Annotated in this window: 7 protein-coding genes; 3 read left to right on the top strand and 4 right to left on the bottom strand. The window is 63.7% G+C overall.

Annotated features, from left to right (window positions below; genetic code table 11):
- Window positions 1-659 precede the first annotated feature (659 nt).
- From FHS00_RS17420 to FHS00_RS17410, 3 genes are all read left to right on the top strand, one after another.
- Window positions 660-1,232, top strand: coding sequence for an EF-hand domain-containing protein (locus FHS00_RS17420; RefSeq protein WP_183475370.1), 573 nt, complete (start codon window positions 660-662; stop codon window positions 1,230-1,232).
- Between the two features lie 302 nt (window positions 1,233-1,534).
- The gene (locus FHS00_RS17415) at window positions 1,535-2,959 is read left to right on the top strand and encodes a Do family serine endopeptidase (RefSeq protein ID WP_183475369.1); all 1,425 of its coding nucleotides are present in this window, start codon (window positions 1,535-1,537) and stop codon (window positions 2,957-2,959) included.
- A gap of 120 nt (window positions 2,960-3,079) precedes the next feature.
- Window positions 3,080-3,301 carry a hypothetical protein gene (locus tag FHS00_RS17410; RefSeq protein ID WP_183475368.1) on the top strand — a complete coding sequence of 74 codons (222 nt, stop codon included), beginning with the start codon at window positions 3,080-3,082 and terminating at the stop codon, window positions 3,299-3,301.
- A 71-nt stretch (window positions 3,302-3,372) separates the two neighbouring features.
- Here FHS00_RS17410 and FHS00_RS17405 read toward each other — a convergent pair whose 3' ends face one another.
- The 4 genes from FHS00_RS17405 to FHS00_RS17390 all read right to left on the bottom strand — a co-directional run bounded on the left by FHS00_RS17405 (window position 3,373) and on the right by FHS00_RS17390 (window position 5,373).
- Window positions 3,373-3,705 carry a hypothetical protein gene (locus FHS00_RS17405; protein ID WP_183475367.1) on the bottom strand — a complete coding sequence of 111 codons (333 nt, stop codon included), beginning with the start codon at window positions 3,703-3,705 and terminating at the stop codon, window positions 3,373-3,375.
- Between the two features lie 21 nt (window positions 3,706-3,726).
- Window positions 3,727-3,993 (bottom strand): hypothetical protein, encoded by a 267-nt coding sequence (locus FHS00_RS17400; protein ID WP_183475366.1) that lies wholly within the window; start codon window positions 3,991-3,993, stop codon window positions 3,727-3,729.
- 1 nt (window position 3,994) lies between these two features.
- Window positions 3,995-4,879: a mechanosensitive ion channel family protein gene (locus FHS00_RS17395; protein ID WP_183475365.1), complete on the bottom strand. Its 885-nt coding sequence runs from the start codon at window positions 4,877-4,879 to the stop codon at window positions 3,995-3,997.
- Window positions 4,880-5,142: 263 nt separating this feature from the next.
- Window positions 5,143-5,373, bottom strand: a complete 231-nt coding sequence (locus tag FHS00_RS17390; RefSeq protein WP_085896302.1) for a hypothetical protein — start codon at window positions 5,371-5,373, stop codon at window positions 5,143-5,145.
- Window positions 5,374-6,094 lie beyond the last annotated feature (721 nt).

Here is a 6,094-nt window from a genome sequence, read left to right as displayed (position 1 = left end):
CTACGACAGATGCCCGAAGGTCTTCCTTTCTGCCATCGCCCTGGCCGCGACCGTCATGTTCTGGCTTTGAGGGTTAACGAGTCCTGACCCTAGGGCTCGTTCCGACGAAGCTCGGGGGGCGGCACGGAATAGCCCCTGGGCGCGAAGGTCTTCGTGTCTCAATGTCTGCTGCCGCTTAGAGTTGACGGAGCCATGTCCGGGGGCGATCCGCACGGCATTCGGTCACAAGGCCCATGTAATGGGTCGCCACCCTGGCAGGAACAAATCCACATGGTTTCCGTTGTACAGGACACGTCCGGGGCGAGGTCGCTTCGCATGCCCACAGGGCCCGGCAGGTGCCAAGCGAAGCTCGCGAGCGCTTAGCAATTCACCCTTTCAGGGCGGCTTGGCGGCCCAACGAGGTGCATCGGTTCGAGAGCGGATCGAGCTCCTGGCAAAACCTTGTCCCGCGTAAGTGCGACGATGGTGATGGGAGAAAACAACATGCCCAAAACACATCTTCTGATCCGATGCGGCTCGCCGAAGCCGTGCAAATACGGGACGGGCTAGGACGATCCGCTGCTGGATCGGTCCTGAGACGTAGCACCCTGACAATCTGCCCGATGAGGTTCCATCCGCTGGAGGGGCCTCGTCACATCACCACCAGAAAGGAGAGACACATGACGATCAAGCACAAGCTTTATGCCGCCGCTGCGACCGCCGCCCTCCTCGCAGGTCCCGCGACTGCCCAGATGTTCGGTGACGAATACGGGACGGATTACGACTACGACACCTTCACCACCGGCTTTGGTGGAACCGGCTACTACGATGCCCTCGACACGGATGACGACACCTTCCTGAGCGAGAACGAGTATTCCACCGGCCTCTACGCCGATTACGACCGCGACAACGACCGCCTGATCTCGGACGAGGAATTCGGTCTCGGCACCGAGCGCTATCTGGGCGCTGATTACGATACCGACTTCGCCACCTATGACGCGAATGACGACGGCTTCCTCGATCAGGAGGAGTTCGGCGCATTCTACGGTGAGAATTACACCAACTACTACGCCGATCTCGACACGGACGACGACGCGCTCCTGAGCGAGGATGAATACACCGCCGGTATCTACGACAGCGCCGATCTAGATGACGACCAGGTCGTCACCATCGAAGAGGAAGGCTGGTTCGAAGGCTGGTTCGACGGCGACGACATCGAGGCGGAAATCCAGGAAGTCGGCGAGGTCTACTGACCTGCCAGCCCTGCCAAGGTGCCGCGTGCCGCGACGAGGGGGTGGCCGTCCGCCACCCCCTCGTTCCTACCGAATGATCCTGCAGGCGGCGGCCGACAACCTGTCGCTCACGGAGCGGTCGAGAAGACGGGGTCCAATATTCCGGCCATCGCTCGGCTCCGTCGTGATGTGATCCGGTCGCCGTGACCGCACACGCCCGCACAGCCGCTGCGGGCAGAAGGGCCAACAGCCCTTCGGTAGGCTTCTCTCGGATCGGCGCCTTTGCCGACCTTCCTCCATTCTGACATGCGAAGGATTTTCACATGACTTTTCCCATTCTGCGCAGTGCCGCCTCGGCGGTCGCCATCATCGGTATGCTGTCGCCCGCCATGCCCGTCCTGGCGCAGGAAAGCGCCGAAAGCTCAGGCAACTTTTCGGCCCCAGCTGACTTCACCGGCATCGTCGAAGCCCAAAGCCCGGCCGTAGTGGGCATCGCCGCGAAGGGCGTGGTTGGCCCGCCGCCGCGTCTGCGCGACATGCCACCCCTGCCCTTCGGCACGCCGGAACCACAGCAGCCCCGCGAAGGCACGGCCATGGGTTCGGGTTTCATCATCGATGGCAGCGGACACATCGTCACCAACAATCACGTCGTCGAAGGGGCCAACGAGATCGAGATCCTGATGCAGGATGGCGAAACGCGCGCGGCCTCCCTCGTCGGTACCGACCCAGCCACCGATATCGCTGTGCTCAAGCTCGAGGATACCTCGGATCTGACCACGGTCTCATGGGGCGACAGTGACGCCATGCAGCCGGGCGCCTGGACCATCGCGATCGGAAGCCCCTTCGGTCTGGGCGGCACGGTGACCGTTGGCGTACTCTCCGCCACCTCGCGTGATATCCGCTCGGGGCCCTATGATGACTTCCTGCAGACCGACGCCTCGATTAACTCCGGCAACTCCGGCGGTCCGCTCTTCAATGACGCAGGTGAAGTGATCGGGGTAAATACCGCGATTTTCTCGCCCAGCGGCGGCAATGTCGGGATCGGCTTCGCCGTGCCTGCCAGCACCGCGCAGGACGTGGTGGCACAGCTCATCGAAACTGGCAGCGTGGAAAGGGGCTTCATCGGTGTGAGCCTGCAGGGGATCGATGACAATCTTGCTGAAGCTCTGGGCCTCGAGAACGCCAAGGGCGCCATCGTTATCGGCGTCGAGCCTGGCAGCCCTGCCGCCTCCGCAGGCCTGCAAGAAGGCGACGTGTTGCTGTCGCTCGACGGCCAGGAGATCGAAGACCCCCGTGGCCTGACGCGCAGAGTGGGCGAGCTAGCACCCGACACTACCATTTCGCTCGATCTCCAGCGCGACGGTCAGGAGCAGACAATCGAACTGACACTGGCCGAACGGGAGACGCAGGCCAGCGACACAAATGAAGGGCCGGCCGTGGATAGCGGCGTGCGCATGGGGCTCGGCCTTACAGCAATCCCCGAGGTCGTGCGCCGCGAGCTTGGTCTTGCGGAAGGCATCGGCATCATGGTGCAGAATGTCGCACCCGGAAGTGCCGCGGCCGAGGCCGGGCTGGCCCAAGGCGACATCCTGACGAAAGCCGGGGGCAAAGACATTTCGAACCCGCAGGATCTCATTGACGCCTGGAAGTCGGCAGTCGACGCCGAGAAGCCGCTGCTGGTCCGCGTGCTGCGCAACAACAGATCGCTGTTCGTGGCCGTCGATCCCGCGCAGGCTGCTGAGCAATAAGCCATCGGAGAAGGGCCAGAGGGCTGTCCACTGGCCCTTCGAGTGTCGCTTGCCATCTCCGCCGAATTGCCCTGTGCCGCCCCGGCTGTCAGGGTAGTGCGACCGAAAAAGGAGAATTGCATGGAACGTGTCTTCGAACACAATGGGGACATTTGCCGGATTGATGCCCGGCTCGACGACGGGGTCTGGCACGTGCGCGCGATGCGGGGCAAAAAGATCCTGTGCCAGGCGGGACGCGTGCCGAAGACCTATCGACTTGATGCCGAGGCTCTCGGCGGTCTCGATCCGCTCGAGGCGATGGTCGACACCTACGAGGCGCGCATCCGCTCCGGCGATCTTTGACATATCTTGCTACACGAACTCGATCGTCCAGCTAAGTTGACCGGCAACCTTTGAAAAAAGCGAGATGCAGTTCATGAACTTGGCCATGAGGTGCTAGGCATTGCCGCGGGCAAGGCCAACGCGTTCGAGCTGGCCAGTGGGCATGTGCCCGATCTGCCTTCGTTGTCCTGCAGCTGGCCAAACAGACGAGCGGCGCCGAAGCCGCGGCCTTCATGCGCGCCGACCCGGGCACCCTGTCGATCAACGTCAGCGGCAGCCTGCACGAACTGACGAAGACGGACATCGCGGCCATCGATCCGGTGACCATGCTCGGCAAGCTGTTCAGCCCGATGAAGTTGCACCGCGCAGTGCGAGAAGGTCGCACGAAATTCCGCTCCGCTCACAGGCGTGGCCGAATAGGCCATCGTAGAGAGTCTTCTCTCCGCCTACGCCACCGTCGTCGATAGCGCGAGCGAAGCGGCAAAGCGGAAGGCGATGCAGATCGCCGCGGCTGCGGATGCCAGCGCGGCCCGACGGTTCAGCACGGCGCTCCGGTTCATCGCGACAACCAGCCGGTTGAGGTCGGCATGGTCAAGGTCCTCAAAGCGCGAGATGCGACGCACCGTGCGGGCTCCGGCCTGACACCACAGCGCCGCGGCCACGAGCGAGCTGACGATCGCGGCCAGATCAAGGACGATGAACAGTGTGGGCATGTCAGGCGGTCTCGCTTGGTGACGGGTCGGTCGCAGCCGGGCTTGTTTGCGGCGGGACATGGAGCGTCGTCAGCAAATGCCAAGTGATCTCGCTCTCCAGCTGCTCCGCGGCAGACAGGGGGCAGAAGAGCGTGATCTCAGCGCGCAGCTTTCCCAGATCCGTCGTCCGAAACCGGATCGTAGGCGCCGGGTCCGGCAGGTCGGCATGGGTCCGGCGTTCAATCGCGGCATTGGCCCTGACGGCCCGCTCGCGGAACGGCTCGTAGCGCTCCTGCACGATGCCTGCGACCTTCTCCCGTAGCCCTTCGAGCTTCGGCATCGGCTCCAGCGTCACCGTGAAGTGGTGATAGGCATGCTCACGCAGTGCCGACTGGTTTCGAACGGGGGTGATCAGAAGCATGCTGTTGGGCATCACGATGGTCCGACCGGTGGGCATGTGGGTATGGGCCCCGGCGCCGAACTCCTGCACCGTCGTGGCGAGCAGGGTATGGTCCGTGACCTCGCCCCGGATCTCGCCCACCTCGATCCAGTCCCCGACCGAGAAGGCGCGCGTCGTCGCGCGCAGCACGGCGCCGGAGAGGCACAGGATCAGCTCCTTGGTGGCCACGACGATCGCGACGGCAACGGCGGTCAGGGACAAGGCGAAGGTCCGCAGCTGCGGCGCCCAGATCAGCACCAAGCCCACGAGGGTCAGGAAGAGGAAGAGGTTGCGGCTCGACGCGATCAGCCTGCGTTGCTCATGGACCGGCAGCTCCGACCGGGCGCGGATCGCGCGCAGCGCCGCCTTGCGTGCGATCCAGAGCGTCGCGAGCAGCAGCAGCGAAGCGAAAAGGTCGAACTGCGGCAGGAGCGCGGGGTCGAAGGGAAGGTTCAGCCTATCGAGCATGGGCAGAAACTGAGTGCTGCACGGACCAGAGGCAAGCATTTCGGACAGCGCCCGCCTCCAACCCCCAAGGCTTACCAGCCTTGACGTCCATGCGCGCGCATCGGTCGATGGCGGGCCATCAGGTCGCAGCCATCGTAGTCCGGTCAGGTGATCAGATCCACACCATGAACGCCAGACTCGGCGCTCAAGCCGCTACCAGCACGCCAGACTTTCCCTCGGATCATCGGGTAGAGCGTCACCCTTCGACAACGAAGGCTGGGGGGTCAACTCCCTCCGCGAAGGCCATCCTTCGGGCGGTAGAGAACCCGTCTCAGACGCCCGACCATGCCTGCGTCGCTCTCGCGCTCTTCGGCCAGCATACGCTCCCTCGCTTCGTAGATCTCGACCTCTCGTCGGAGATCAGCCACCGCGGCTTCCGCAATCGCGAGCTTGGCTTTCAGGTCGTCGATGTCGTGGCGGTTCTCCGGTGCCGCCGCCGGACTCCAATGGATCATCTTGGTCTCCAGCCGCCTCTCGGGCGGTTGCCGAGCACTGGGTCATTCCGATGCCCGGCATCGATAAACCAACCGCCGAGAGCGCGTTTCGATCCCGCCTGCCTGCTGAAATTCAGGTGGTCGCGCATCAGCCTCGGCGATGCAGAATGCGTTTGAGCCGCGCCACGCGCCTAGCTTTGCCGTTCCGCGCTTTTGCTTCGACCTCCGCCGCCTTCCGCGCCTCGAAGATCTTGGTTTCGCGATACACATCCGCCGGGGCGGCCTCGGCGATGCGAAGCCTTCCTGTGAGCATCGGCGATGTCGTTCCGGTTCTCGACCACCGGGGCCGGCCCAGTTCGCTATGCCCTCCCGCCTTCAAATACCGGGCTTGTCGACAGCCACAGCTGCAGTGCAGAGCGCCCGCAAAGCCGCTGCCGAGGCAACCCCAGATCGATATCTGACTCCGATCTGCGAGCGCCTCAACGCCACGCCCCAGAAATGCCGAGGTTGCCGAACATCGGCCAAAGTCTTCCAGAAAACCTGATGGAGGCGATGCAGTCAGGTGCCCAGGATGGGCCTCGGAAACTGCGCCTCAGCGCGAACTTGCAGAGCCGGGCGAGGTCTTGGCGCCGCGTGCAGCCTCCTTGCCGATATCCCGCCTCCCTTTCCAAGCTGGCATGGCGCACCATCTCGAGAATCCAGCCACAAACGAGGTCGGGAACGAATTATGTCGAGCAACCGC

It is taken from the genome of Limimaricola variabilis (assembly GCF_014195545.1).
GTDB lineage: Bacteria > Pseudomonadota > Alphaproteobacteria > Rhodobacterales > Rhodobacteraceae > Limimaricola > Limimaricola variabilis.
The sequence above is the reverse complement of the archived record's forward strand: the minus strand, read 5'-3'. Positions and strand labels throughout refer to the sequence as shown.

Bases quoted from the DNA above. Each gene is read 5' to 3' on its own strand.
- FHS00_RS17420 (WP_183475370.1), top strand. From the start codon at position 660: ATGACGATCAAGCACAAGCTTTATGCCGCCGCTGCGACCGCCGCCCTC.
- FHS00_RS17415 (WP_183475369.1), top strand. From the start codon at position 1,535: ATGACTTTTCCCATTCTGCGCAGTGCCGCCTCGGCGGTCGCCATCATC.
- FHS00_RS17410 (WP_183475368.1), top strand. From the start codon at position 3,080: ATGGAACGTGTCTTCGAACACAATGGGGACATTTGCCGGATTGATGCC.
- FHS00_RS17405 (WP_183475367.1), bottom strand. From the start codon at position 3,705: ATGGCCTATTCGGCCACGCCTGTGAGCGGAGCGGAATTTCGTGCGACC.
- FHS00_RS17400 (WP_183475366.1), bottom strand. From the start codon at position 3,993: ATGCCCACACTGTTCATCGTCCTTGATCTGGCCGCGATCGTCAGCTCG.
- FHS00_RS17395 (WP_183475365.1), bottom strand. From the start codon at position 4,879: ATGCTCGATAGGCTGAACCTTCCCTTCGACCCCGCGCTCCTGCCGCAG.
- FHS00_RS17390 (WP_085896302.1), bottom strand. From the start codon at position 5,373: ATGATCCATTGGAGTCCGGCGGCGGCACCGGAGAACCGCCACGACATC.